We start from the raw sequence: 24,270 nt of genomic DNA on the forward strand, positions 1-24,270 counted from the left end.
ACGGGTGCGGTTCCTGACGACGCTGTTGTTGTGGCTCGTCACCACCGTCGCCCTCGCTGCGACGATCCCGGCGCTGTGGGCGCAGCACCACATCGTCGACGAGCACGGCTACTCCGACCTGGCGGCCGCGGCCGCGCGGGATCCGGTGTTGCAGGAGGCGATGGCCGACGAGCTGGCGGATCAGTTCACCGCCTGGGCTGCCGACCGCGGCTATCGGCTCAACCGGAGCATGGTCGGTGACGTCGCCCGGGCCTACACCGGCAATCCCGGCTTCCCCGCCCAGTTCGCCCAGGCCAACCGGATCGCGCACCGGTGGATGTTCACCCGTTCGACACCGCAGGGGGAGTCGACCGATCAGTGGCTGATCGACATCGCCCCGATGTTGTCCGATCCGTCGTTCCGCGACACCGCCGGCGATCTCGACCTCGAGGTTCCGGACACGTTGCTGGTGCCGATCACGGTCCCGACCGATTCGCTGCGGCCCGGCCGGTTGGCGACGGTGGCCACCTGGGGGCCGTGGGTCACCATCGCCGCCGCCACGCTGACCACGATGCTGGCGATGCTCACCGTCGCCGCGGCGCGTGCCCGGGGTAAAGCCGTTGCCGCGCTCGGCGTTTCGGCGCTACTGGTGGGCGGCACCGGCTGGGCGGCGGTGGAGGTGCTGCGCGGCCGCATCGATGAGGCGTTGAACCGCACCGAAACCGGGGTACGCCAGGTGGCCGAGGTGATGGTCGGCCAGGCCGTGGACAGCCTGCATCACTGGCTCAATCTGACTCTGGCCGCAGGCGGTGCTCTGGTGCTGCTGGGGGTGGTCGTCGCCATGCTGGGCGCGGTGCTGCGCGGTGACCGCGTCTAACGCCGGGGTCAGCCGTCGTCATCGTCCATCGGAAGCTTCAGCGCATAGATCTCGTCATTTCGCCACCACCCGTGAACTGCTTCGCCAGCCCACTCACCCCCGAAAGCACCGGGCTCAGGGGCTGGTTGCCGTCGGCAGTACCGAGGGCGACGGCCCGGCAGCGCAGCAGGAGAGGGGCAACAGTCCATCGGGCGTCCTCCTGCTTCGCTGGACGCTACCGGCGCTCCTGGGGTGGAGACGGCACCAATTCGTTCCGGCCGTCCGTCCGCTCAGCTCCGCACCGCGGTGAAGTGCGCAACGGCACCGGACCGCCGGAAGTCCTCGACCTCGAATCCCGCCCGGGTCAGCCAGCCCTGTAGCTCGTCGGTGGTGCCGCCGGGACCGAAGACGCCCGCCCGCCGGAACACGGCGATCAACGCGTCCTGGCGCCGTCCCGCACCGCGCACCACCGCATCACCGATCAGCCGGCCGCCGGGTTTCACACAGCGCGCGATCTCGGCGACGGCGGCCGCCGGGTCGGGTACACAGTGCAATCCGTTGAACGTCACGCAGCAGTCGAATTCGCCGTCGCCGAACGGCATCCGTTCGATATCGGCCACGACGAACCGGACATCGGTGCGTCCCAGCGTCGCCGCTCTGCGCTGTGCCCGCGCGAGCATGTCGGCCGAGATGTCGGCGGCGACGTACCGCAGTCGCCGGCCGTGCCGCAGCCCGCGCAGTGCCAGCCCGCCGCCGCAGGGGATGTCCAGCACCGCCGTGCCGTCCGGCAGGTCACCGATGCGGCGGATGCTGTCGAACAGCAGCCGGGTGTCGGTGCCCCACATCAGGAGCCCGGCTGGCCGCGCGAGCACCTCCCGTTCGACCCCGAAGTCGTACAACCCGCCGGCGAACCTGCCGCCCCGCCCCGCCCAGTTCGCTGCGACATCCGCCATGGTCCCACCCTGACGTCGCGCGGCCGCCGAGGTCAACCGTCCGCCGGGGCGGCGCCGACGGTGCGGTGCAGGAACTCGTAGATCAGCGCCGCGCGGAACGCGGTCTGCGCATTGTCGGCGGCACCGGCATGTCCACCCTCGATGTTCTCGTAGTAGTGCACGCGGTGCCCGGCTTCCTCCAGCGCGGCGGTCATCTTGCGGGCGTGCCCGGGGTGCACCCGGTCGTCACGGGTGGACGTGGTGATCAGAATCGGCGGATACGACCGATCGGTCGAAATATTGTGATAGGGCGAGTATTCGGAGATGAACTCCCAGTCGTCGGGATTGTCGGGGTCGCCGTACTCGGCCACCCATGAGGCGCCGGCCAGCAGCAGGTGGAACCGTCGCATGTCCAGCAGTGGAACGCTGCACACCAACGCCCCGAACAACTCCGGATAGCGGGTCAACATCACGCCCATCAGCAGGCCACCGTTGCTGCCGCCCTGCGCCCCGAGCTGTTCGACGGTGGTGACGCCGCGCTCCACCAGATCCCTTGCCACCGCGGCGAAATCCTCGTACACCAGGTGGCGGTTCTCCCGCATCGCCTGGGTGTGCCAGGTCGGTCCGTACTCGCCACCGCCGCGGATGTTGGCCAACACATAGGTTCCGCCGCGGGACAACCACAGCCGACCCAGCACCCCGGAATAGCTCGGGGTGTTGGACACCTCGAAACCGCCGTATCCGCTGAGCAGAGTGGGTCCGGGGATTTTCTTATGACGCTGTCCGACAACGAAATACGGAATTCGAGTGCCGTCGTCGGAGATGGCGAAGTGCTGGCTGACCGCCAGATCGGCGGTGTCGAAGAACGAGGGTGCCCGCTTGATCTCGGTGATCTCGCCTCCGGCGCGGCCCCACAACAACCGCGACGGTGTGTCGAAACCGCTGGAGTCCAGGAAGATCTCGTCACCGAATTCATCGGCGTCCACCAGCATCGTATTGGTGTTCGGCGGGATTCCGGCGACCTGCGTCCGCTCCCAGCTGCCCGGCGTCACCACCTCGACCCGGCTCACCACATCGACCAGGCTGATCATCACCAGTCGGTCCCGGGTCCAGGCGAAAGTCTCCAGGCTGGTGTGCGGGTCGGGCTCGAACACCACGGCCAGATCGGCGGTGCCGGCGAGGTAATCGTCATACCGGGCGGCGAGCAGGCATCCGGCCGGATAGGTCGTCGAACCCACCGTCCACTCGCTGCGCAACCTGATCAGCAGCCAGTCCCGGTGCACCGAGACTCCGGCGTCGGTGGGGACCTTGATCTCGATCAGCTCACCGTCGCGCAACTCGAAGCGTCGCCGGTTGAAGAAGTCGATCGACCGGCCCACCACCAACCGCTCGTAACCGGGGGTCGCGTCATACCCGGCGCTGACGCTGACGTCGGTGACCTCGCCCTCGAATATCGTCTCGGCCTCTTCGAGCGGCCGGCCGCGGCGCCACCGCTTGGCGATCCGTGGATAGCCGGACTCGGTCAGTGATCCGGGCCCGAAGTCGGTGCCCACCAGCACGGTGTCGCGATCCTGCCAGGCGATCGTGGTCTTGGCTTCCGGAAGTTCGAAACCGTCTTTGACGAACTGCTTTGTCACCATGTCGAATTCGCGCACGACGGTGGCGTCGGCCCCGCCGCGCGACAACTCGATCAGCGCCAGGGAGAAGTCCGGTTCGATGACGGTGGCTCCGGCCCACACCCAGTTCTCGTCGTCGGCGCGGGCGAGCTCGTCGACATCGATGAGCACCTCCCAGTCCGGTGACTCCTGCCGGTAACTGTCCAGGGTGGTGCGCCGCCACAATCCGCGCGGGTTGTCCGCGTCCCGCCAGAAGTTGTACAGGTACTCGCCCCGGCGGCGCACATACGGGATGCGGGCGTCGGTGTCGAGGACCTCGAGCGCCTCGGCACGCATCTGTTCGAAGCGGTCGCCACCGAATTCGGCGAGTGTCGGTTCGTTGTGCCGGCGCACCCACTCCAGTGCGTCGTCACCGGTGATGTCCTCGAGCCACAGGTACGGGTCGGAATCCAGATGCTGTTCGCGTGCGCGCTCATCGTCCACGCCACCATTGTGGCGGGCGCGCGTAATGTGACCGGTGTAACACAGTCGAGGGGAGTCGATCATGACTGTCTACGCCCGCCCAGGGTCCGCGGACGCGTTGATGTCCTTCGAGTCGCGCTACGACAACTTCATCGGTGGTGAATGGGTCGCCCCGGTCGGCGGCGAGTACTTCGAGAACCCGTCCCCGGTGACCGGGCAGCCGTTCTGCGAGGTGGCGCGCTCCACCGAGGCCGACATCGACAAGGCGCTGGACGCCGCGCACGCGGCGGCACCGGCCTGGGGCAAGACCGCGCCCGCCGAGCGGGCGCTGATCCTCAACAGGATCGCCGACCGTATCGAGGCCAACCTGGAATCGATCGCGTTGGCCGAGTCGTGGGACAACGGCAAACCCATCCGGGAAACCCTCAACGCCGACATCCCGCTGGCCGTCGACCATTTCCGGTATTTCGCCGGGGCGATCCGGGCCCAGGAGGGTTCGTTGTCGCAGATCGACGACGACACGGTGGCCTACCACTTCCACGAACCGCTCGGCGTCGTCGGCCAGATCATCCCGTGGAACTTCCCGATCCTGATGGCCACCTGGAAACTCGCCCCGGCGTTGGCGGCCGGCAACGCCGTCGTGCTCAAGCCCGCCGAACAGACCCCGGCGTCGGTGATGTACCTGATGAGCCTGATCGGGGACCTGCTGCCGCCCGGGGTGGTCAACGTCGTCAACGGTTTCGGCGTCGAAGCCGGCAAACCGCTCGCGTCGAGCAACCGCATCGCCAAGATCGCGTTCACCGGTGAGACCACCACCGGCCGGCTGATCATGCAGTACGCCAGCCAGAACCTGATCCCGGTCACCCTGGAACTCGGCGGCAAGAGCCCCAACATCTTCTTCGCCGACGTGATGGCGGCGAGCGACGACTTCTGCGACAAGGCGCTGGAGGGCTTCACGATGTTCGCCCTCAACCAGGGCGAGGTGTGCACCTGCCCGTCGCGCAGCCTGATCCAGGCCGACATCTACGACGAATTCCTGGAACTGGCGACCATCCGCACCAAGGCGGTGCGGCAGGGCGACCCGCTCGACACCGAGACCATGGTCGGCGCGCAGGCCTCCAACGACCAGTTGGAGAAGATCCTGTCCTACATCGACATCGGCAGATCCGAGGGCGCCACCGTCGTCACCGGCGGTGAACGCGCCGAACTGGGCGGGGACCTCTCCGGCGGCTACTACGTGCAGCCGACCATCTTCACCGGCGACAACTCGATGCGCATCTTCCAGGAGGAGATCTTCGGCCCGGTCGTCGCCGTCACCAGCTTCACCGACTACGACGACGCGATCCGCATCGCCAACGACACGCTGTACGGGCTGGGCGCAGGTGTCTGGAGCCGCGACGGCAACACCGCGTACCGGGCCGGCCGGGACATCAAGGCCGGCCGGGTGTGGACGAACTGCTACCACGTCTACCCGGCGCACGCCGCATTCGGCGGCTACAAGCAGTCCGGCATCGGCCGGGAGAACCACACGATGATGCTCGACCACTATCAGCAGACCAAGAACCTGCTGGTGTCCTACAGCACCAAGGCGCAGGGCTTCTTCTGATGGGCCCCGACGGCGATTTCGGCGTGGAAACGTTCGCTCAGCGACCGCGGGCACGCCGAAATCGCGAGGAAAAGGAGGTGCCGCCGCCACGGGTGGACATCACCGGCGCCGCCGCGGAGCTGGTGCGCCGGCTGCGCGCCCGGCACGGCCCGCTGATGTTCCACCAGTCCGGCGGCTGCTGCGACGGGTCGTTACCGATGTGCTTCCCGGAGGGCGAGTTCCTCGTCGGCGACCGCGACGTGCTGCTGGGCGTCGTCGAGCAGACCCCGGTGTGGATCTCCGGGCCGCAGTTCGACGCCTGGCGGCACACCCAGCTGATCATCGACGTCGTGCCCGGCCGCGGCGCCGGATTCAGCCTGGAAGCGCCCGAAGGGGTGCGGTTCCTGACCCGCGGGCGGGCGTTCGACGAACGGGAGATCCGGCTGCTGGCCGATCGACGCGTGCTCACCGGCGCCGACTGCGCGGGTGCCGGGCGGACGCCCGGAGTCGAGCGGTGAGCGGCCCCCGGCGCGGGTACCACGTTCGTGAGGCGGGCCGCGTTATCGTCGACGTGTGATACCACTGCCACGCGCATGGGTGCTCACCGCGGCGATGCTCGTCGGCACCGCCGTCGGCATGATCGGGGCTGTCGCCGCCACCCTGCTGGTGACCGCCACCATCCGGCCCGACATCGTGATCGCGCTGGTGGTCGGTGTGCCCAGCGCGCTCGGCATGCTCATGATCATCAGTTCCACGCAGCGGTGGATGACCGCGCTGGGCGCCTTCATCCTGGCGATCGCGCCGGGGTGGCTCGGAGTCCTCGTGCTGATCGAGGTGGTCAACAGTGCCTGACCGACGTTCGGAAACCCTGCCCGGAGAGCCCACCGGCCAGTACACCCCGGTGTTCGACACCGGCTCCTTCACCGCCGTCCAGCCCGACGACCCGGCCCGGGTGTGGGAGGCCGACCCGGTCAAACCGTTGGCCGCGGAGTTCGAACCGGCCACCGACTCACCGCAGACCGGTGATGTGCCGATCGGTGAGCTGCCCTCCGAGCCGATTCCGGCGCCGGCGCGCCCGATGGTGGTGCCGGGGTCCTATCAGTTCCTCAAGCGGTGGGTGTTCGCGCTGGTGGTCGCCGGGGTGTGGACCGTCGCCGCCGCCGGCGGGCTGGGGCTCTACCACTGGTGGTACGTCTCGCTGGACAAGACGCCGACCGTGGCGACGCTGTTGATCTACCTTATGGTCAGCACCGTGGCCGGGATGCTGCTCGCGATGGTGCAGACGAAACCGGTGGTGTCGGGTCTGGCGATCGCGCTGATGTCCGCGCCGTTCGCGTCGACGATGGCCGCGGCGGCCCTGCACGGCGCCTACTACTTCAATTGGCTCAATCCCTAGCGCCAACAGCCGTTCATCTGTTCAGATAGACAGATGAGAATCTGGGCGCTACCGGTCGCCGCGGCGGCGCTGCTGCTGATCGCCGGCTGTACGGCGGCACCCGAGCACGAGGGGCAGATCGTGCTGGCCGAGGCGCAGGAACTCGGCGGCTACAACCCGGTGAGCGGATACGGTGAGGCCGGGGTGTCGCCGCTCTACGAGGCGCTGTTCCGCCCGGAGGCCGATTCCGACGACACCGTCCCCGACCTCGTCCCTGCGCTGGCCGCCGGCGAACCAGAACAACTGGGCCCGCGGCGCTGGCGGATCCCACTCCGCACCGACGTCGTCTTCTCCGACGGCACCCCGTTCGACGCCGCCGACGTGGTGGCGACCTACACGGCGGTGCGCAACCCCGAGGTCGCCTCGGATATCGCCACCCACGTTGCCCCGGTGGCGCAGGTCCGCGCCGACGGGGAGGACGCCGTCGTCGTCGACATGCACACCGACGCCGACCCCAAGCCCTACCTGCTGGTCGGCATCGCCCCGGCGGAGCGGGTTGAGTCGAAACCGGCCGCGAACTGGAAGCTCAACACCGAACCGGTCGGCACCGGACCGTACCGGCTGGAGAGCCTGCGGCCCGATCAGGCGGTCCTGGTGGCCCGCGACGACTACTGGGGCGAGCCCGCGCAGGTCCGGCGGATCGTCTACACCCACACCCCCGACGACAACGTCCGGGCGCAACGCATCCTCGCCGGCGAGGTGGACGGGGTCAGCCTGCCACCCAAACTCATCAGCTCCATCGACCGCGACGACATCGACGCCATCGCCGTGCAGTCCGCGGACTGGCGCGGCGTCGCACTCCCGGCCCGCAACGCCTTCACCGCCGACCCCAGAGCCAGGCTGGCGATGAACCTCGCCGTCGACCGGGACGCGATCATCCGCGATGTGCTCGACGGCTACGGCCGGCCGGCCGGCACACCGATCGCCACCGTCTACGGCCCCGCCTACCATCCCGACGCCCAGTTCGATCACGCACCGGAGCGGGCCGCCACCGTCCTGGACACCGCGGGCTGGCGGGTCGGACCGGACGGCATCCGGGAGAAGGACGGCGCCCGAGCCTCTTTCGAACTGCTGTACAACGCCGCGGACACGCTGCGCCGCGATCTGGCGGTCGCGTTCGCCACCGCGATGCGCCCGCTCGGGATCGACGTGCGCACCCGCGGCACCAGCTGGGACGAGATCGAAACCCGCACCGCAGATTCGGCGATCCTGCTCGGCGGCGGCAGCACCCCGTACAGCATCGACGCCCAGGTGTACGACACCCTGCACACCCGGGTGCCCGGCTCGTCGCCGTACGCCAACCCCGGCAACTTCACCGCACCCGGCCTCGACGAGCTGCTCGACCGGGCCCGCGAATTACCCGGCGGGCCCGAGAAAGACGACCTGTACCGCCGGATCCAGGAGGTCTACGCGGCCGAACCGTCACACGTCTTCCTGGTCTTTCTGGATCACACCTACGGCTCGCGGGACCGGGGCTGGGATCCGGTGCAGCCGATTCTGGAACCGCACTCCCACGGCGTGACGTGGGGTCCCTGGTGGCGGATCGGCGCATGGACACGCTGACCGCACCGCCCCGGCCCGTCACCGCTCCGCCGCCGTCAGGAACGAGAAACCCGGGCCGTCAACGCCTTTCGGCTGCCGGCCGGTTGCTGGTGATCCGGGCGGGAATCACCGTTCCGGTGACCGCGGCGGTCTCGCTGGCGATGTTCTGGGTGGCCGCGCTGTCACCGTTCGACCCGCTGGTGGCGCGGCTGGGCGCCAACTACCAGTTCGCCGACGAGGCGCAACGCGAGGCCATGCGGGCCGCCTACCAGACCGGGCAGCCGTGGTGGCAGGCCTGGTGGCAGTGGCTGAGCGGTGTGATGCACGGGGACCTCGGCTGGTCGAGCACCCAGGGGCGGCCGGTCACCACCGTGCTGGCCGAGCGGATGCCGTTCACCCTGGGACTCTCGGCGGCCGCGCTGATCACCGCGGCCGTCCTCGCCGTACTCGTGGGGTGTGCGGCGGGGATGCGTCGCGGCGGGTTGCTCGACCGGCTGAGCAGCACCTTGGCGGTGGTGTTCGCCGCGGTGCCGCCGTTCGTCGTCTCGCTGGCGCTGGTCGCCGGGGTGGCGGTCGGTCTGCGCTGGCTGCCGGTCTCCGGCGCCGCACCGCCGGGCGCCGAGTACACGGTGCCGGGTGTGCTCACCCATGCGGTGCTCCCGTTGACCGCGTTGACCGTCTCCCAACTGCCGTGGCTGCTGCTGACCACCCGCACCGCGGTGGTGGAGGCGGCCGCCTCCGACGCGGTGCGCGGGGCGCGGGCCCGCGGCATCGACGGCTGGCCCTTGCTGCGCGGCCACATCGCCCCGGTGGCCGTGTTGCCGACGTTGGCGTTGCTGGGCACCCGGCTGCCGGAACTGATCGCCGGCGCGGCGGTGGTCGAGGCCGTGTTCGGCTGGCCCGGAATGGCTGCTGCCCTGGTGGACTCCGCAGCGGCACTTGACTTTCCGCTGCTCGCCGCGCTGACGGTGGGCGCGGTGCTGGCGGTGCTGATGGGTTCGGCGCTGTCGGACGCGGCGGCGGTGCTGATCGATCCCCGGATCGAGTTGACGGCATGAGCATCATCGCCCCGGACACTGCCCGCCGGTCCGATCGGGTGGCGACACACTGGCCGTGGCTCGTCATCGCCACCCTCACCGGGGCGGCGCTGATCATTCCCGCCGTCGCCGGTGAGCAGATCGCCGACTTCTCCGCGGCGTTGCGCCCGCCCAGCGCGGAACACCTCGCCGGAACCGACCATTCGGGCTACGACCTGCTGACCCGTACCGCGCAGGGGCTGCAGATCTCGCTGGTGATCGCCACGCTGTGCGCCGTCGCGGCCACGCTGCTCGGCCTGGTCATCGGGGTGGGCGCCGCGCTGATCGGCGGATGGGTGGACGCGGTGGTGATGCGGGTGGTGGACGGTGTCAACGCGCTGCCGCACCTGGTGGTGGGCATCGTCATCGCGGCCATGTGGCGCGGTGCGCCGCTGGCGATCATCGCCTCGATCGCGCTGACCCACTGGCCGGCCATCGCGCGGATCGTGCGGGCCGAACTGCTCGCCGTGGTCCGGGCCGGCTGGGTGCAGACTGCCCGACTCGCCGGCGCCTCGCACTGGTTCATCGCCCGCCGGCACCTGCTGCCCGCGGTCACCGGACAGGCCCTGATCGCCATGGTCATGCTGCTGCCGCACGCGGTCTGGCACGAATCCACCCTGTCGTTCCTGGGGGTGGGGCTGTCGCCGGACCGGGCCAGCCTCGGCACGCTGCTCGGGCAGGCCCGCGGTGATGTGCTGACCGGGGCCTGGTGGACGCTGGCGGTGCCGGCCGGGGCGCTGATCGCCGCCGCGCTGGCGTTCGCGGCGGCCGGCACCGCGCTGCGGCGCCGCACCGAACCACCGGCCGGGAGGGTGTGGTGAACGTGCCGACGGCCGCCCGGCTGACCGACCTCACCGTCGACATCGCCACCCGTCCGGGGCGCCGCGCACCGGTGGTGCGCACCCTGACCGGGGTGGACCTGCGGGTGCGGGCCGGAGAGGTGACCGCGCTGATCGGCGAGTCCGGCTGCGGGAAGTCGCTGGTCGCCGCGGCCCTGTGCGGGCTGCTACCGCCCGGATCGCGGGTCACCGGGCGGATCACGATCGCCGGCGCCGACATCGCCCACCACGACGAAAAGCGGTGGCGGCGGCTGCGGGGCCGGCACATCGGTCTGGTGCCGCAGTCCGCCGCGACGTCGTTCACCCCGGTGCGCCCGGTGGGTGATCAGCTGGCCGAGGTGTGTCACCGCCTGCGCGCCGACCGCACCCCGATCCAGCTGTTGGCGACGGTCGGCCTCACCGCCGACGTGGCGGCCCGCTACCCGCACGAACTGTCCGGCGGGATGGCGCAGCGGGTCGCGATCGCCGCCGCGCTCGCCGGTCGGCCCGGACTGCTGCTGGCCGACGAGCCCACCACCGGGCTGGACCCCGACAACGCGGCGATGGTGTGGCGGCTGCTCGGTGAGGCCGCCGCCGAGGGCGCCGGGGTGCTGGTGATCACCCATGATCTGCCGGCCCTGATGCGGGCGCAGGTATGCGCGGAGGTGGCGTTGATGCGGGCCGGCACCGTCGTCGCGCAGGAGCCACTCGACGTGATGTCCACCCGCACCGACGGGTACGTCGGCCGGTTCTTCAGCCCGGCGGTGCTGTGACCGTGCACGACCTGGCCGCGGACAACCTGACGGTGACGTTCGACGGCCACCGGGTGCTCGACGACATCAGCGTCACCGTGCGCACCGGCGAGGTGCTGGGCATCACCGGTCCGTCCGGCTGCGGCAAGACCACGCTGCTGCGGGTGCTGGCCGGCCTGCACCGACCGGACACCGGCACCGTGCGATACGACGGGGCGCCGGTACCCGCGCCCGGATCGGTCGCGCTGCTGGCCCAGCATCCGCGGCTGGTGTGCAATCCGCGCTGGACGTTGCGCCGGATCATCGCCGAACCCGCCGCCATCCGCGGGGAGCGGATCGATCCCGCCGCCGTCGCCGCCCGGGTCGGGTTGACCCCCGACCTGCTGGACCGGAACCCGGCGCAGGTCAGCGACGGTCAGCTGCAGCGCGCCTGCCTGGCGCGCATCCTGGTGCAGCAACCGGTCTTCCTGCTGTGCGACGAGCCGACCGCGATGCTGGACCCGATCGCCACCACCGACATCGTCGCGCTGCTCGACGAGCTGGCCGAACACACCGCGCTGGCGGTGGTCAGCCACGACGACACGGTGCTCGCCGGGCTCAGCCGGCACCTGATGTCGCTGTAGATACTCCATGCTCGAACGGCGGGGTCAGCCGTTAGGGTGGAGGCCGTGAGCCACTATGACGTCGTCGTTCTCGGTGCAGGTCCCGGCGGTTACGTCGCGGCGATCCGTGCCGCACAGCTCGGACAGAAGACCGCCATCATCGAACCCCGGTACTGGGGTGGGGTGTGCCTCAACGTCGGCTGCATCCCGTCGAAGGCGTTGCTGCGCAATGCCGAACTGGCGAGCATCTTCACCCGCGATGCCAAGCTCTTCGGCATCCAGGGCGAGGTGACGTTCGACTACGGGGCGGCGTTCGACCGCAGCCGCAAGGTGGCCGACGGCCGGGTCTCCGGTGTGCACTTCCTGATGAAGAAGAACAAGATCACCGAGATCCACGGGTACGGCCGGTTCACCGACGCCCACACGATCGAGGTCGAGCTCAACGAGGGCGGCACCGAGCAGGTGACCTTCGACAACGCCATCATCGCGACCGGCAGCAGCACCAAGCTGGTGCCCGGGACGTCGCTGTCGGAGAACGTCGTCACCTACGAGAAGCTGATCATGACGCGCGAGCTGCCCGGCTCGATCGTCATCGCCGGCGCCGGCGCGATCGGCATGGAGTTCGGCTACATCATGGCCAACTACGGGGTCGACGTCACCGTGGTCGAGTTCCTGCCGCGGGTGCTGCCCAACGAGGACCCCGAGGTCTCCAGGGAGATCGAGAAGCAGTTCAAGAAGCTCGGGGTGAAGATCCACACCGGCACCAAGGTCGAGTCCATCACCGACAACGGGGCCGGCGGCTCGGTCGTCGTGAAGGTCAGCAAGGACGGCGAGAGCAGCGAGCTCAAGGCCGACAAGGTGTTGCAGGCCATCGGGTTCGCCCCCAACGTCGACGGTTACGGTCTGGACCGTGCGGGTGTGCGGCTCGACGACCGGCAGGCCATCGCGATCGACGATTACATGCGCACCAGCGTGCCCCACATCTACGCCATCGGCGACGTCACCGCGAAACTGCAACTGGCGCATGTGGCCGAGGCGATGGGGGTGGTGGCCGCCGAGACCATCGCCGGTGTGGAGACTTTGCCGCTCGGCGACTACCGGATGATGCCGCGCGCCACGTTCTGCCAGCCGCAGGTGGCCAGCTTCGGGCTCACCGAGGAGCAGGCGCGTGAAGAGGGCTACGACGTCAAGGTCGCCAAGTTCCCGTTCACCGCGAACGGCAAGGCGCACGGCATGGGCGCTCCGAGCGGCTTCGTCAAGTTGATCGCCGACGCCAAGTACGGCGAACTGCTCGGCGGCCACATGGTGGGCCATGATGTCTCCGAGCTGCTGCCCGAGCTGACCCTGGCGCAGAAATGGGATCTGACCGCGCACGAGCTGGCCCGCAACGTCCACACGCACCCGACCCTGTCGGAGGCGATGCAGGAGTGCTTCCACGGTCTGGTCGGCCACATGATCAACTTTTGAGAAACACCGTTCTCGCCGGAATCGGCGGGCTGCTGCTCGGGCACACCCTGTGGCTGGTGGCGATCTCGCTGGCCATGGGCTCGTCCCGGGTGAACACCTGGGTACTGGTGATCGCCGCCGTCACCGCGGTGACGGCCGCCGCCGCGATCTGGCTGGGGCTGCGACGGTATCGGCAACGGTCACACGTGTGGGCGGCGTTTCTGTGGAGCCTGCCGGTGCTGCCGGTGCTGTTCACGCTGTCCGTGCTCGCCGCCACCTATCTGTGACCGGATGAGTGTGCGACGTCTGCTTTGAGTGTGCGACGTCTGCTTTGAGTGTGTGGTGAGCGCGGTGATCGTGTGTCCACGACGGGATTCGCGGTGTGTCGTCGCGGCCGGCGCACTGTCGTCGCGGCCGGCGCACTGTCGCCGCGGTGAGTGCACTCTCGCCGCGGCCGGCGCACTGTCGCCGTAGCCAGCGCGCTCTCGGTGCGACGTGTGCACCCTCGACGTCGGCCGCATCGTCGTGTGACCGCGAGTGTGCGACGTCTGCTTTGAGTGTGTGGTGAGCGCGGTGATCGTGTGTCCACGACGGGATTCGCGGCGTGTCGTCGCGGCCGGCGCACTCTCGCCGCGGTGAGTGCACTCTCGCCGCGGCCGGCGCACTGTCGCCGTAGCCAGCGCGCTCTCGGTGCGACGTGTGCACCCTCGACGTCGGCCGCATCGTCGTGTGAACGTGAGTGTGCGACGTCTGCTTTGAGTGTGTGGTGAGCGCGGTGATTGTGTGTCCACGACGGGATTCGCGGCGTGTCGTCGCGGCTGGCGCACTCTCGTCGCGGCCGGCGCACTATCGCCGCGGCCGGCGCACTCTCGTCGCGGCCGGCGCACTGTCGCCGCGGCCGGCGCACTGTCGCCGTAGCCAGCGCACGGTCGGATACCGGGGTGAACTGTGGGCGAAGGACTAGTCCGGAAAGTCCAGCGGAATCCGCAGTGTGGCGATGGTCGCGGCCAGCGCATCGTATTGCCCTGCCAGCGTGCAGAACTCGATGAGCTGTTTGCGGTTGAGCTGGCGGGCCAGCCGCACCCAGGTCTCCGATGAGACCGACCGGTTCAGCACGAACTCATCGGTGGCGGCGATCAGCGCCCGCTGCCGTTCGGTGAGGCCCTCGGCGTCGGGGCCCTCGAAGATCTTGGCCTGCAACTCCGGCCCGACACCGCGGCTGCGGGCCAGGCGGCGGTGCTGCTGCAGCTCGTATTCGCAGTCGCGCAGCTGCCCGACCCGCAGAATGACCACCTCGGCGTCCTGGCGGGACAGTTTGCCGGCGTAGAGCAGGTAGCCGGAGTACGGCAGCCAGGTCCAGAACAGCAACGGATGCTGACCCAGCACGTTGAACAGGCTGAACCGTGGCGCGCGGATCCCCCGGGCGCCGAGCTTGGCGATCACCCAGTTGATCGGGCCGAGTTCACGGAATCCACCCGGCGGGATGCGGGGCGGTACGGTCGCGGTCATCTCTCCCCGTTCCAGTCGTCACGGCCGGCGCACCAGATACGGCGACACCGTACTGCGATGCTCGTCGAGGTCCAGCGCCCGGCCCAGGGCGGGGAAGGCCCGCTGCGGACAGTTGTCCCGTTCGCAGACCCGGCATCCCACGCCGATGGGGCTGGCGTTCTCGCCCGACAAGTCCAGGCCCTCCGAGTAGACCAGCCGGTGTGCGTGCCGTAGCTCGCACCCCAACCCGATCGCGAAGGTCTTCCCCGGTTGACCATAGCGGGAGGCGCGCCGCTCCACCGTGCGCGCGACCCACAGGTACTTGCGCCCGTCGGGCATCTCGGCGATCTGGACCATGATCTTGCCCGGATAGGCGAACGTCTCGTAGACGTTCCACAGCGGGCAGGTACCTCCGCTGGAGGAGAAGTGAAAACCACTGGCGGACTGGCGCTTCGACATGTTGCCGGCCCGGTCCACCCGGACGAACGAGAACGGGACGCCACGCATGGACGGCCGCTGCAGGGTGGACAGCCGGTGGCAGATGGTCTCGTAGGAGACCCGGTAGAACGCCGACAACCGTTCGATGTCGTACCGGAAGTTCTCGGTCACCCCGTGGAACTGCCGGTAGGGCAGCACCGTCGCCGCGGCGAAGTAGTTGGCCAGCCCCAGCCGGGCCAGCTTGCGGGACTCGTCGCTGGTGAAATGCCCCTCGTCGACCAGCTTGTCGATGAGGTCGCCGAACTCCAGATAGCCCAGCTCGGCGGCCATCTTGAACACCTGCTGCCCCGACGACAGCTGGTTGTTCAGCTCCAGCGTCCTGGTCTCCGGGTCGTAGCGGTGCAGCACGGTCTCCGGCATGTCCACCCGCCGCACGATGTGCACACCGTGCACCATCGTCAGCCGGTCGGCCAACTGCCGGGCCAACTCGGTGCGGGTCATGCCCATCCGGATGGTGAGATCCTCGGCGGCGGTGTCGAGTTCGTGCAGGTAGTTCTGCCGTTGGTAGAAGTAGTCCCGCACCTCCTCGTGCGGCATGGTGATCGAACCGGACCCGGAACCGAAGCCGCTGCTGTCGTGATACCGATCCTCGGTGGCGGCCGCCAGCTGGGTGGTGGTGCGCCGGTAGCGCTGATGCAGATTGACCATCGCGCGGGCCAGCTCCGGATGGGCGCTGACCATGTCGGCGATCTCGGTCATGTCGACATTGATGTCGAGGTCCCGGTCCAGGGTGACCTCGCGCAACTCGGCGATCAACCGGGTGTTGTCCTCGGGCGCGAAGAAGGTGGCGTCCACCCCGAACAGGTCGGTGATGCGCAGCAGCACCGGAACCGTCAGCGGCCGCACATCGTGCTCGATCTGGTTGAGGTAGCTGGGGGAGATGCCGAGCATCTCGGCCAGGGCCGCCTGACTGTAGCCGCGCTCGTTGCGCAGCTGCCGCACCCTCGATCCGACGTACGTCTTGGCCACGGCCCAACCCTAACAATGGTGCGAATTCGAACTTCGCAGTATTTGCAAGATCAACTCCTTGGAGGTTTGACGCGGTGGCTGGCATGATCGCGCGCAGGCAAACGAGGGGGATGTAGGGATGGCCGAGAGCACAGAGAAGTTTGCGGCCGGGCCGGTGACCGGTCCGGCGCGCACCGGCCTGGGCAAGGCGCTGATGCCGGTGCCCGATCCCCATCCCGACGTCTTCGACCGGCAATGGCCGCTGCGCGTCGCCGACATCGACCGGACCGGCCGGCTGCGGTTCGATGCGGCGTGCCGCCACATCCAGGACATCGGCCAGGATCAGCTGCGCGAACTGGGCTACGAGGAGACCCACCCGCTGTGGATCGTGCGCCGCACGATGATCGACCTGATCAGGCCGATCGAGTTCCAGGACATGCTGCGGCTGCGCCGGTGGTGTTCGGGTACCTCCAACCGGTGGTGCGAGATGCGGGTGCGCATCGACGGGCGCAAGGGCGGCCTGATGGAGTCCGAGGCGTTCTGGATCAACATCAACCGCGAGACCCAGGGCCCGGCCCGCATCTCCGACGACTTCATCGCCGGGCTGCGCCGCACCACGTCGGTGGACCGGCTGCGCTGGCAGTCCTACCTGCGGCCCGGCGCCCGCGAGGACGCGGTGCAGATCCAGGAGTTCCCGGTCCGGGCCAGCGACATCGACCTGTTCGACCACATGAACAACTCGGTGTACTGGAGCGTCATCGAGGACTACCTGTTCACCCAGCCGGAGTTGTTGCGCGCGCCGCTGCGGGCCGCCATCGAACACAATTCGCCGGTCGCACTGGGTGACAAACTCGAGATCATCACCCACCGTCATCCGCCGAATTCCACGGATCAGTTCGGTCCGGAACTGATGGATCGCACTGTTACAACGCTCACATACGCCGTCGGCGACGAGGTGAAGGCCGTCGCCGCGGTGTTCGCGCTCTGACCCGATCCGGGCCCGTCACGATCTCTCCGCGGACACGTGCTGACCTGCGGAAATGTGTTACTGGCCAGTAGCTATCAAAGCCGCTCGGAAGAATTGTCTTCGCAAAATTTGCAAAATCGCGGGCTCGCTTCGCCGAAATTGGCAAGAAATGCGGCTGGACCTGCGGCTATGCGGTATGTAAAGGTCGGGTTAACACATCAGTTAAGGCGGGGCGCCGTTAACAAGGCTATGAAGCCTGGTTCCGGCGCAACGACCCGGGCGAAGGAGGGATGCCATGTCGAACGTGGGCACGCCGAGATCTGCCGAACAGATCAAGAAGGACTGGGAGACCAACCCCCGGTGGAAGAACGTCAAGCGTGACTACACCGCCGAGGATGTCGTGGCCCTCCAGGGCACCGTGGTGGAGGAGCACACCCTGGCCCGCCGCGGCGCCGAGATCCTCTGGAACCAGCTCCACGACATGGAGTTCGTCAACGCGCTGGGCGCGCTGACCGGTAACCAGGCCGTGCAGCAGGTCCGGGCCGGGCTGAAGGCCATCTACCTGTCCGGCTGGCAGGTCGCCGGTGACGCCAACCTGTCCGGCCACACCTATCCCGACCAGAGCCTGTATCCGGCCAACTCGGTGCCGCAGGTGGTGCGTCGCATCAACAACGCGCTGATGCGTGCCGACCAGATCGCCAAGGTCGAGGGTGACACCTCGGTGGAGAACTGGCTGGTGCCGATCGTCGCCGACGGTGAGGCCGGGTTCGGCGGTGCGCTCAACGTCTACGAACTGCAGAAGGCCATGATCACCGCCGGTGTCGCCGGCTCGCACTGGGAGGACCAGCTGGCCTCCGAGAAGAAGTGCGGCCACCTCGGCGGCAAGGTGCTGATCCCGACCCAGCAGCACATCCGCACCCTGACCGCCGCCCGGCTGGCGGCCGACGTCGCCGACGTGCCGACCGTGATCATCGCCCGCACCGACGCCGAGGCGGCCACCCTGATCACCTCCGACGTCGACGAGCGGGACCGGCCGTTCATCACCGGTGAGCGGACCAAGGAGGGCTTCTACCGGGTGCAGAACGGCATCGAGCCGTGCATCGCGCGCGCCAAGGCCTATGCGCCGTACGCCGATCTGATCTGGATGGAGACCGGCACCCCGGATCTGGAGCTGGCCAAGCGCTTCGCCGAAGCCGTCAAGGCCGAGTTCCCCGACCAGATGCTGGCCTACAACTGCTCGCCGTCGTTCAACTGGCGCAAGCACCTGGACGACGCGACCATCGCCCGCTTCCAGAAGGAGCTCGGCGCGATGGGCTACAAGTTCCAGTTCATCACGCTGGCCGGCTTCCACGCGCTGAACTACTCGATGTTCGATCTGGCCTACGGCTACGCCCGCAACCAGATGACCGCCTACGTCGACCTGCAGGAGCGCGAGTTCGCCGCCGAGGAGCGGGGTTACACCGCCACCAAGCACCAGCGTGAGGTCGGCGCCGGCTACTTCGACCGGATCGCGACCACGGTGGACCCGAACAGCTCGACCACCGCGCTGAAGGGTTCCACCGAGGAGGACCAGTTCCACTGACGACGCGCGGTCCTGAGGCCGCGAGAGGAAGTGGACCGTAGACCCTGTCACCGGCCGCTGACCCGGTGACGAGGCGCGGCCCCCCGGGGCCGTGAGTTCCCGACACACCACGCGCACGGTTGTCGCCCACCACGTCTGCCGACGATCTCGGCGACGGGGCGGCAACCGTGCGTTTGGCATTTGGCTGGCCGGGTGCGGCATCTGATAGGAAAGAGCACGTGAGCGATTCGATCCAACGAGTGGGCATCGTCGGTGCCGGCCAGATGGGCGGGGGTATCGCGGAGGTGGCCGCCCGGGCCGGGGCGGACGTCGTCGTCTATGACATCAGCGAGGAGCTGACCACCGCCGGGCGCGAGCGCATCGCCAAGTCGCTGACGCGCGGCGTGCAGGCCGGCAAGCTCAGCGAGGACGAGCGCTCCGCCGCGCTGGACCGGCTGCGGTTCACCACCACGCTGGCGGATCTGTCCGACCGCCAGCTGGTGATCGAGGCGATCGTCGAGGACGAGAACGTCAAGGCCACGGTGTTCGCCGAACTCGACGAGCTCCTCACCGATCCGGATGCGGTGCTGGCGTCGAACACCTCGAGCATTCCGATCATGAAGCTGGCCGCCGCCACCAAGAACCCGGGCCGGGTGCTGGGGCTGCACTTCTTCAATCCGGTGCCGGTGCTCCCGTTGGTCGAACTCATCAACACGCTGGTGACCACCGACGAGGCGATCGCGCGGACCGAGAAGTTCGCCGCCGAGGTGCTGGGCAAGCAGGTGGTGCGCTGTGGCGACCGGTCCGGCTTCGTGGTCAACGCGCTGCTGGTCCCGTATCTGCTGTCGGCGATCCGGATGGTCGAATCCGGCTACGCCTCGGTGGAGGACGTCGACAAGGCCGTGGTGGCGGGGCTGTCGCACCCGATGGGCCCGTTGCGGCTGTCCGATCTGGTCGGCCTCGACACCCTCAAGCTCATCGCCGACAAGATGTTCGACGAGTTCAAGGAGCCGCACTACGGCCCGCCGCCGCTGCTGGTGCGGATGGTGGAGGCGGGGCACCTCGGCAAGAAGACCGGTCGCGGTTTCTACACGTACTGACCGCTGGCTGATTGCATTGGAAAATACCCAGGCCATTAGCTAGTCTCACCAGCTGATCTAGATCGCTGACCGGGTTCGCCGGGACGCCCGTCATGGTGCCTCGCGGTCGCCGGACAACTGACAGAAGGTAGTGCGCGCACATGACGAACACATCGGCGGAGCTCGAACCGTTCTTCGAGGAATCCCAGTCGATCTACGACGTCTCCGACGATTTCTTCGCCCTGTTCCTGGGTCCGACGATGGGGTACACCTGTGCCTACTTCGAGCGTGACGACATGACGCTCGACGAGGCCCAGATCGCCAAGTTCGACCTCGCGCTCGGCAAGCTGAACCTCGAGCCCGGCATGACGCTGCTCGACATCGGCTGCGGCTGGGGTGGCGCCCTGCAGCTGGCGCTGGAGAAGTACGACGTGAACGTGATCGGAATCACGCTCAGCCGCAATCAGTACGAGTACAGCAAGGCCCGACTCGCGCAGATCGACACCGCCCGCACCGCGGAGGTGCGGTTGCAGGGCTGGGAGCAGTTCGACGAACCGGTCGACCGCATCGTCAGCATCGGCGCCTTCGAGGCGTTCAAGAAACCGCGCTACGCCGCGTTCTTCGAGATGGCCCACAAGGCGCTGCCGGCCGACGGCCGCATGCTGTTGCACACCATCCTGGCCCATCCGCAGACCTACTTCCGCGAGGCCGGAATCAAGATCACCATCAGCGATCTGAAGTTCATGCAGTTCATCGGCAGGGAGATCTTTCCCGGCGGTGAGCTGCCCGCCGAGGGTGATGTCGTTGAATTCGCCACCGGCGCAGGCTTTTCCGTGGAACGGATCCAGCTGTTGCGTCCGCACTACGCCCGCACGCTGGACATCTGGGCCGAGAATCTGGCCGCCAACCGCGAACCGGCGATCGCGATGCAGTCCGAAGAGGTCTACGACCGCTACTACCGCTATCTCACCGGGTGCGCGGACTTCTTCCGCCGCGGCATCACCAACGTCGGGCAGTTCACGCTCACCAAGGGCTGAGCCGCGAAAGGCGCCCCACGGCAGCCCCGCAACGGTCAGGCCCGCAGCAGCCGGTTCCGCTCCGCCTCGACGTCGAAATCGGCGGGCGGCCAGGATAACCCCATGCCGGCGAGGGCGTCGATGAGCAGTTCGGTGACGGCCAGCCGGCTGTACCACCGCCGGTCCCCGGGCACCACGAACCACGGCGCATAGACGGTGCTGGTGCGGTCCAGCATGTCCTGATACGCGGCCTGATACGCCGGCCAGTGCCGGCGCTCGTCGACGTCGGACGGGCTGTACTTCCAGTGTTTGGCCGGATCCTCCAGCCGGGCCAGCAGGTTCTTGCGCTGCTCGGCGGGCGAGATGAACAGCGCCACCTTGACCAGTGTCATCCCCGCGTCGACGAGTTCCCGCTCGAAGGCGTTGATCTCGTCGTAGCGGTCGGACCACACCTCCGGCGGCACCAGGTTGTGCACCCGCACCACCAGCACGTCCTCGTAGTGCGACCGGTCGAACACCCCGAGGTGGCCCGGGGGCGGCAGCGCCCGGCGGACCCGCCACAGATAGTGCCGGGCCTTCTCCTCGGCGGTCGGCGGCCCGAACGCGCGGTACCGCACGCCCATCGGATTCACCGCTCCCACAACATGTTTGACGATGCCACCCTTGCCGGCGGTGTCCATGCCCTGCAGGACCAGCAGCACCGACCGGCGGTCGCCGCGGACGCGGTGGTTGGCGTAGAGCATCTCCTGCAGCTCGGCGAGGCGGGCGCTGCGCTCGGTCTGCAGGGCGGGCGCGTCGGCCTTGCCGCCGGTGAACCCGGGGGTGGCGGCCGTGTCGAGGTCGGCGACCCGGACACCGGGACGGAAACGCAGTCGCTCACCCGGCCGGTCCGACCAGAGCCGCGGCGGGTCGGTCGACGGTCCGGTGCTCACCGGTCGCGCAGCTGCGGCGGCAGGATCGGCGACGGGTGCGGCATCTCGCGGAACTTCTCCAGCGAGCCGCCGACCTCGACGATGCCGCACAGCGCACTCCACGACAGCATGGTCAGGTAGTCGATCAGTTCGTCGCTGGTCATCCGTGGATGCGACATCCACGAGTGGGTCGCCAACTGCACCCCGCCGACGATGAGATTGGACCAGGGTTCGACGCCGCGGGTGTCCATCCCGGCCTCGGCCATCCGCCGGCGCAGCATGACCCCGAGCATCCGCGCGATGATCCGTTCGGAGTCGGCGACCACCTTGCTCTTGCCCGCCGAGTTGTTGGCCATCACGAACCGGTACGGCTCGGGTTCGGCGGCCACCGTCTCGACGTACACCCGGATGATCTCCCGGGTCAGGTCGTAGCCGTCGAGATCGGTCGACAGGGCGGCGGCCATGTTGGGGATCAGGGTGGTCTGGGCGAAGCGCATCATCACCGCGGTGGTGAGGTCGTTCTTGTCGACGAAATAGCGGTACAGGACGGTCTTGGACACACCGATCTCCGCGGCGATCTCATCCATGCTGACGTTGCTGCCGCGCCGCCGGATGGCTTCCAGCGTGCCGTCCACCAACTCGTTGCGCCGCTCCACCTTGTGCTGGTGCCAGCGTCGTTTGCGTCCGTCCATCTTGACCGCCGCCGGCGGTGTCTGCTGTCCCACTATCGCCGAAATCCCATTCCCTAAGTCATCTCGATACTACGGAAGATCACCGATAGCCGGGCTGCGGGACCGCGGCACCGGGCCGGGTGGCGGATGATGGATTCCGTGGCGCACCGAATGCCGACCAGAACCCCGGTTCCGGTCTCCGCACCCCGACCGAGTTTCGCCGAGGCGATCGCCGGCGCCGATTCGGCCGCCGACGCCGAGCGGGCCCGCAGCCTGCGCCGGATGAAGGCCGTTGCGCTGGGCTTTCTGCTCGGCGCCACGGTGATCTTCCTGCTCTGCACCTGGGCGCAGACCCGGGGCGACGCACCGGCCTGGGTCGGCTATGTACGGGCGGCCGCCGAGGCGGGCATGGTCGGTGCGCTGGCCGACTGGTTCGCGGTCACCGCGCTGTTCCGGCATCCGCTGGGGATCCCGATCCCGCACACCGCGATCATCAAACGCAAGAAGGATCAGCTCGGCGAGGGCCTGGGCACCTTCGTGCGGGAGAACTTCATGGCCCCGGACGTGGTCGAGCAGAAGTTGCGCGACGTGCAGATCGCCGGCCGGCTCGGCAAGTGGCTCGCCGAGCCCGGCCACGCCCAACGGGTCGCCGCCGAGGCGGCAAACGTGATGCGGGTGCTGGTGGTGTTGCTGCGCGACGAGGACATCCAGCAGGTGCTGGACCGGATGATCGTCAAACGCATCGCCGAACCGCAGTGGGGTCCGCCGGTGGGGCGGGTGCTGGCGCAGCTGCTGCAGGAGGGCCGCCAGGAGGCGCTGATCCAGTTGCTGGCCGACCGGGCGTTCCAGTGGTCACTGAACGCCGGCGAGATCATCGAGCGGGTGGTGGAGCGCGATTCGCCCAGCTGGTCGCCGCGCTGGGTGGACCATCTGGTCGGGGATCGGATCCACCGCGAGCTGATGGAGTTCACCGACAAGGTGCGCCGAGATCCCGACCATGAACTGCGGCGGTCGGCCACCCGGTTCCTGTTCGAATTCGCCGACGATCTGCAGAACGACGAGGTCACCATCCAGCGGGCGGAGAACATCAAGGAGCAGATCATGGCCCGCGACGAGGTCGCCCGGGCCGCCGAGACCGCGTGGAACGCCGCCAAGCGCATCATCCTCGAGTCGGTGGACGACCCGTCGTCGACGTTGCGGGCCCGCATCGCCGATTCGGTGATGGTGATCGGCGAATCGCTGCGCGACGACGCCGACCTGCGCGACAAGGTCGACAACTGGATCATCACCGCGGTCAAACATCTGGTCGGCGAGTACGGCGCCGAGATCACCACGGTGATCACGGACACCATCGAACGTTGGGACGCCGAGGAGGCCAGCCGGCGCATCGAACTGCACGTCGGCCGCGACCTGCAGTTCATCCGCATCAACGGCACCGTGGTGGGCGCCCTGGCCGGTCTCGCGATCTACACCACCGCGCAACTGCTGTTCTGACCAGTGCTAACTAGTGCTTGCAAAAGTTAGCACCGCGGCGTACGGTTGAAGGTGTCGCGCACCGGATAGACCGACCACCGGATAGACCGACGCAGGAGGGGGCTCCATTGCCGCAGGACGAGAATCTTGCCGCGGTTGTGTCCAACGCGGCTCAGGACATCGGCAGTTTCATCCGAAGTCAGCGCGAGGCTGCCCAGGTATCGCTGCGGCAACTGGCCGAGAAGGCCGGCGTCAGCAATCCGTACCTGAGTCAGATCGAGCGGGGGCTGCGCAAACCTTCGGCCGATGTGCTGAATCAGATCGCCAAGGCGCTGCGGGTGTCCGCAGAGGTGCTCTATGTGCGGGCCGGAATTCTGGAGCCCGGCGAGCCCAGCGAGGTCCGTGACGCCATCGTCAACGACACGGCGATCACCGAGCGGCAGAAGCAGGTGCTGCTCGACATCTACACGTCGTTCTGTCGACAGAACGAACAGGACGCCGACGCAGATGAGGAGCAACCAACTGCATCACGTGACTGACAGCGACCGCTCACCGAA

General features: G+C 68.4%; 23 protein-coding genes and 1 pseudogene. 18 read left to right on the top strand and 6 right to left on the bottom strand.

Annotated elements, in window-relative coordinates; genetic code table 11:
• Positions 1 to 4 precede the first annotated feature (4 nt).
• Positions 5 to 856: a hypothetical protein gene (locus CKW28_RS02705; RefSeq protein ID WP_003926597.1), complete on the top strand. Its 852-nt coding sequence runs from the start codon at positions 5 to 7 to the stop codon at positions 854 to 856.
• 269 nt (positions 857 to 1,125) lie between these two features.
• On the opposite strand, the gene CKW28_RS02710 is transcribed toward CKW28_RS02705, so the two are convergent.
• Together CKW28_RS02710 and CKW28_RS02715 are read right to left on the bottom strand one after the other, a co-directional pair.
• On the bottom strand, positions 1,126 to 1,788 hold the full coding sequence (locus CKW28_RS02710; RefSeq protein WP_003926596.1) for a class I SAM-dependent methyltransferase: 663 nt from the start codon (positions 1,786 to 1,788) through the stop codon (positions 1,126 to 1,128).
• Positions 1,789 to 1,820: 32 nt separating this feature from the next.
• Positions 1,821 to 3,866 (bottom strand): prolyl oligopeptidase family serine peptidase, encoded by a 2,046-nt coding sequence (locus CKW28_RS02715; RefSeq protein WP_003926595.1) that lies wholly within the window; start codon positions 3,864 to 3,866, stop codon positions 1,821 to 1,823.
• 61 nt (positions 3,867 to 3,927) lie between these two features.
• On the opposite strand from CKW28_RS02715, the gene adh reads away from it, so the two are divergent.
• From adh to CKW28_RS02770, 11 genes and pseudogenes are all read left to right on the top strand, one after another.
• The gene (gene adh, locus CKW28_RS02720) at positions 3,928 to 5,451 is read left to right on the top strand and encodes an aldehyde dehydrogenase (RefSeq protein ID WP_003926594.1); all 1,524 of its coding nucleotides are present in this window, start codon (positions 3,928 to 3,930) and stop codon (positions 5,449 to 5,451) included.
• A 77-nt stretch (positions 5,452 to 5,528) separates the two neighbouring features.
• Entirely contained in the window at positions 5,529 to 5,948 is a 420-nt protein-coding gene (locus tag CKW28_RS02725) for a DUF779 domain-containing protein (RefSeq protein WP_040547737.1), read from the top strand.
• Positions 5,949 to 6,003: 55 nt separating this feature from the next.
• Positions 6,004 to 6,282, top strand: a complete 279-nt coding sequence (locus CKW28_RS02730; RefSeq protein ID WP_040547251.1) for a putative holin — start codon at positions 6,004 to 6,006, stop codon at positions 6,280 to 6,282.
• Positions 6,275 to 6,826, top strand: coding sequence for a hypothetical protein (locus tag CKW28_RS02735; RefSeq protein ID WP_003926591.1), 552 nt, complete (start codon positions 6,275 to 6,277; stop codon positions 6,824 to 6,826). The genes CKW28_RS02730 and CKW28_RS02735 overlap by 8 nt, the downstream gene beginning before the upstream one ends.
• A gap of 33 nt (positions 6,827 to 6,859) precedes the next feature.
• Positions 6,860 to 8,428, top strand: a complete 1,569-nt coding sequence (locus tag CKW28_RS02740; protein WP_003926590.1) for an ABC transporter substrate-binding protein — start codon at positions 6,860 to 6,862, stop codon at positions 8,426 to 8,428.
• The gene (locus CKW28_RS02745; protein WP_081475569.1) at positions 8,416 to 9,465 is read left to right on the top strand and encodes an ABC transporter permease; all 1,050 of its coding nucleotides are present in this window, start codon (positions 8,416 to 8,418) and stop codon (positions 9,463 to 9,465) included. Before CKW28_RS02740 ends, CKW28_RS02745 begins: the two co-directional genes overlap by 13 nt.
• Positions 9,462 to 10,304: an ABC transporter permease gene (locus tag CKW28_RS02750; RefSeq protein ID WP_003926588.1), complete on the top strand. Its 843-nt coding sequence runs from the start codon at positions 9,462 to 9,464 to the stop codon at positions 10,302 to 10,304. The genes CKW28_RS02745 and CKW28_RS02750 overlap by 4 nt, the downstream gene beginning before the upstream one ends.
• 92 nt (positions 10,305 to 10,396) lie before the next feature.
• The gene (locus CKW28_RS02755; protein ID WP_435406118.1) at positions 10,397 to 11,074 is read left to right on the top strand and encodes an ATP-binding cassette domain-containing protein; all 678 of its coding nucleotides are present in this window, start codon (positions 10,397 to 10,399) and stop codon (positions 11,072 to 11,074) included.
• 68 nt (positions 11,075 to 11,142) lie between these two features.
• Positions 11,143 to 11,676, top strand: a pseudogene (locus CKW28_RS02760) (ABC transporter ATP-binding protein); the annotation flags it as partial.
• Between the two features lie 45 nt (positions 11,677 to 11,721).
• Positions 11,722 to 13,122: a dihydrolipoyl dehydrogenase gene (lpdA, locus tag CKW28_RS02765; RefSeq protein ID WP_003926585.1), complete on the top strand. Its 1,401-nt coding sequence runs from the start codon at positions 11,722 to 11,724 to the stop codon at positions 13,120 to 13,122.
• The gene (locus CKW28_RS02770) at positions 13,119 to 13,388 is read left to right on the top strand and encodes a hypothetical protein (RefSeq protein WP_003926584.1); all 270 of its coding nucleotides are present in this window, start codon (positions 13,119 to 13,121) and stop codon (positions 13,386 to 13,388) included. The genes lpdA and CKW28_RS02770 overlap by 4 nt, the downstream gene beginning before the upstream one ends.
• Before the next feature lie 673 nt (positions 13,389 to 14,061).
• On the opposite strand, the gene CKW28_RS02775 is transcribed toward CKW28_RS02770, so the two are convergent.
• Positions 14,062 to 14,610 (bottom strand): carboxymuconolactone decarboxylase family protein, encoded by a 549-nt coding sequence (locus tag CKW28_RS02775; RefSeq protein ID WP_003926583.1) that lies wholly within the window; start codon positions 14,608 to 14,610, stop codon positions 14,062 to 14,064.
• Positions 14,611 to 14,628: 18 nt separating this feature from the next.
• Positions 14,629 to 16,056 carry an acetate metabolism transcriptional regulator RamB gene (ramB, locus tag CKW28_RS02780; protein WP_003926582.1) on the bottom strand — a complete coding sequence of 476 codons (1,428 nt, stop codon included), beginning with the start codon at positions 16,054 to 16,056 and terminating at the stop codon, positions 14,629 to 14,631.
• Positions 16,057 to 16,174: 118 nt separating this feature from the next.
• Between ramB and CKW28_RS02785 the strand changes: the two genes are divergently transcribed.
• From CKW28_RS02785 to CKW28_RS02800, 4 genes are all read left to right on the top strand, one after another.
• Positions 16,175 to 17,023, top strand: coding sequence for an acyl-[acyl-carrier-protein] thioesterase (locus CKW28_RS02785; RefSeq protein WP_003926581.1), 849 nt, complete (start codon positions 16,175 to 16,177; stop codon positions 17,021 to 17,023).
• A 274-nt stretch (positions 17,024 to 17,297) separates the two neighbouring features.
• Positions 17,298 to 18,584: an isocitrate lyase gene (gene aceA, locus CKW28_RS02790; RefSeq protein ID WP_003926580.1), complete on the top strand. Its 1,287-nt coding sequence runs from the start codon at positions 17,298 to 17,300 to the stop codon at positions 18,582 to 18,584.
• Between the two features lie 218 nt (positions 18,585 to 18,802).
• Complete coding sequence (locus CKW28_RS02795) at positions 18,803 to 19,663, top strand: 3-hydroxybutyryl-CoA dehydrogenase (RefSeq protein ID WP_040547249.1); 861 nt, start codon at positions 18,803 to 18,805, stop codon at positions 19,661 to 19,663.
• 140 nt (positions 19,664 to 19,803) lie between these two features.
• Complete coding sequence (locus tag CKW28_RS02800) at positions 19,804 to 20,679, top strand: cyclopropane mycolic acid synthase family methyltransferase (RefSeq protein WP_003926578.1); 876 nt, start codon at positions 19,804 to 19,806, stop codon at positions 20,677 to 20,679.
• Between the two features lie 35 nt (positions 20,680 to 20,714).
• Here CKW28_RS02800 and CKW28_RS02805 read toward each other — a convergent pair whose 3' ends face one another.
• Entirely contained in the window at positions 20,715 to 21,590 is an 876-nt protein-coding gene (locus tag CKW28_RS02805) for a polyphosphate kinase 2 family protein (RefSeq protein ID WP_003926577.1), read from the bottom strand.
• On the bottom strand, positions 21,587 to 22,261 hold the full coding sequence (locus CKW28_RS02810; protein ID WP_197700627.1) for a TetR/AcrR family transcriptional regulator: 675 nt from the start codon (positions 22,259 to 22,261) through the stop codon (positions 21,587 to 21,589). Before CKW28_RS02810 ends, CKW28_RS02805 begins: the two co-directional genes overlap by 4 nt.
• Before the next feature lie 150 nt (positions 22,262 to 22,411).
• Between CKW28_RS02810 and CKW28_RS02815 the strand changes: the two genes are divergently transcribed.
• Both CKW28_RS02815 and CKW28_RS02820 read left to right on the top strand, forming a co-directional pair.
• Positions 22,412 to 23,734, top strand: a complete 1,323-nt coding sequence (locus tag CKW28_RS02815) for a DUF445 domain-containing protein (protein ID WP_003926575.1) — start codon at positions 22,412 to 22,414, stop codon at positions 23,732 to 23,734.
• Between the two features lie 107 nt (positions 23,735 to 23,841).
• A complete protein-coding gene (locus CKW28_RS02820; protein WP_040547247.1) occupies positions 23,842 to 24,252 on the top strand; it encodes a helix-turn-helix domain-containing protein in 411 nt (136 codons plus the stop codon).
• The last annotated feature ends 18 nt before the right edge of the window (positions 24,253 to 24,270 follow it).

Origin of the sequence: Mycolicibacterium thermoresistibile, assembly GCF_900187065.1 — a bacterium.
Taxonomy (GTDB): Bacteria; Actinomycetota; Actinomycetes; order Mycobacteriales; family Mycobacteriaceae; genus Mycobacterium; species Mycobacterium thermoresistibile.

Excerpts from the sequence above, each read along its gene's own strand:
- CKW28_RS02710 (WP_003926596.1), bottom strand. The coding sequence starts at position 1,788 with ATGGCGGATGTCGCAGCGAACTGGGCGGGGCGGGGCGGCAGGTTCGCC.
- adh (WP_003926594.1), top strand. The coding sequence starts at position 3,928 with ATGACTGTCTACGCCCGCCCAGGGTCCGCGGACGCGTTGATGTCCTTC.
- CKW28_RS02740 (WP_003926590.1), top strand. The coding sequence starts at position 6,860 with ATGAGAATCTGGGCGCTACCGGTCGCCGCGGCGGCGCTGCTGCTGATC.
- CKW28_RS02745 (WP_081475569.1), top strand. The coding sequence starts at position 8,416 with ATGGACACGCTGACCGCACCGCCCCGGCCCGTCACCGCTCCGCCGCCG.
- CKW28_RS02750 (WP_003926588.1), top strand. The coding sequence starts at position 9,462 with ATGAGCATCATCGCCCCGGACACTGCCCGCCGGTCCGATCGGGTGGCG.
- CKW28_RS02775 (WP_003926583.1), bottom strand. The coding sequence starts at position 14,610 with ATGACCGCGACCGTACCGCCCCGCATCCCGCCGGGTGGATTCCGTGAA.
- CKW28_RS02785 (WP_003926581.1), top strand. The coding sequence starts at position 16,175 with ATGGCCGAGAGCACAGAGAAGTTTGCGGCCGGGCCGGTGACCGGTCCG.
- aceA (WP_003926580.1), top strand. The coding sequence starts at position 17,298 with ATGTCGAACGTGGGCACGCCGAGATCTGCCGAACAGATCAAGAAGGAC.
- CKW28_RS02800 (WP_003926578.1), top strand. The coding sequence starts at position 19,804 with ATGACGAACACATCGGCGGAGCTCGAACCGTTCTTCGAGGAATCCCAG.
- CKW28_RS02810 (WP_197700627.1), bottom strand. The coding sequence starts at position 22,261 with ATGGACGGACGCAAACGACGCTGGCACCAGCACAAGGTGGAGCGGCGC.
- CKW28_RS02815 (WP_003926575.1), top strand. The coding sequence starts at position 22,412 with ATGCCGACCAGAACCCCGGTTCCGGTCTCCGCACCCCGACCGAGTTTC.